The sequence below is a fragment of the Frankia sp. AiPs1 genome (genome assembly GCF_023716945.1).
Classification (GTDB): domain Bacteria; phylum Actinomycetota; class Actinomycetes; order Frankiales; family Frankiaceae; genus Frankia.
The window spans coordinates 2,255-2,557 of record NZ_JAMQQF010000715.1; the positions used below are offsets into that span (position 1 = coordinate 2,255).

Genomic DNA, 303 nt, shown 5'->3' on the forward strand with positions numbered 1-303 from the left:
GACCAGCGGCGAGCGTCCGGTCCGGTTCGCCAACGCGGTGTTGCGGCGGGTCGCCGCCCGGATCGCGGAGACGGGCGGCGACCTTGCCGTCCTGCTCGACGCTCCTCGCTTCGAAACCGACCCGATCGGCCACCTCGCGGTGGTGACGACCCATCCGCGCTGGATCGTCGAGGTGGTGGCGGAGGCGCTCGGCGGCGACCTCGACGAGACTCGTGCCGCGCTCGTCGCCGACGACGCCCGGCCCGCGGTGCACCTGGTCGCCCGGCCGGGCCGCACCGACCGGGACCGCCTGCTCGCCGAGGC

At 76.2% G+C, this 303-nt stretch carries 1 pseudogene; it reads left to right on the forward strand.

Annotation, left to right across the window (positions count from 1 at the left end):
• Positions 1-303, forward strand: a pseudogene (locus ND748_RS29835) (rRNA cytosine-C5-methyltransferase); the annotation flags it as partial.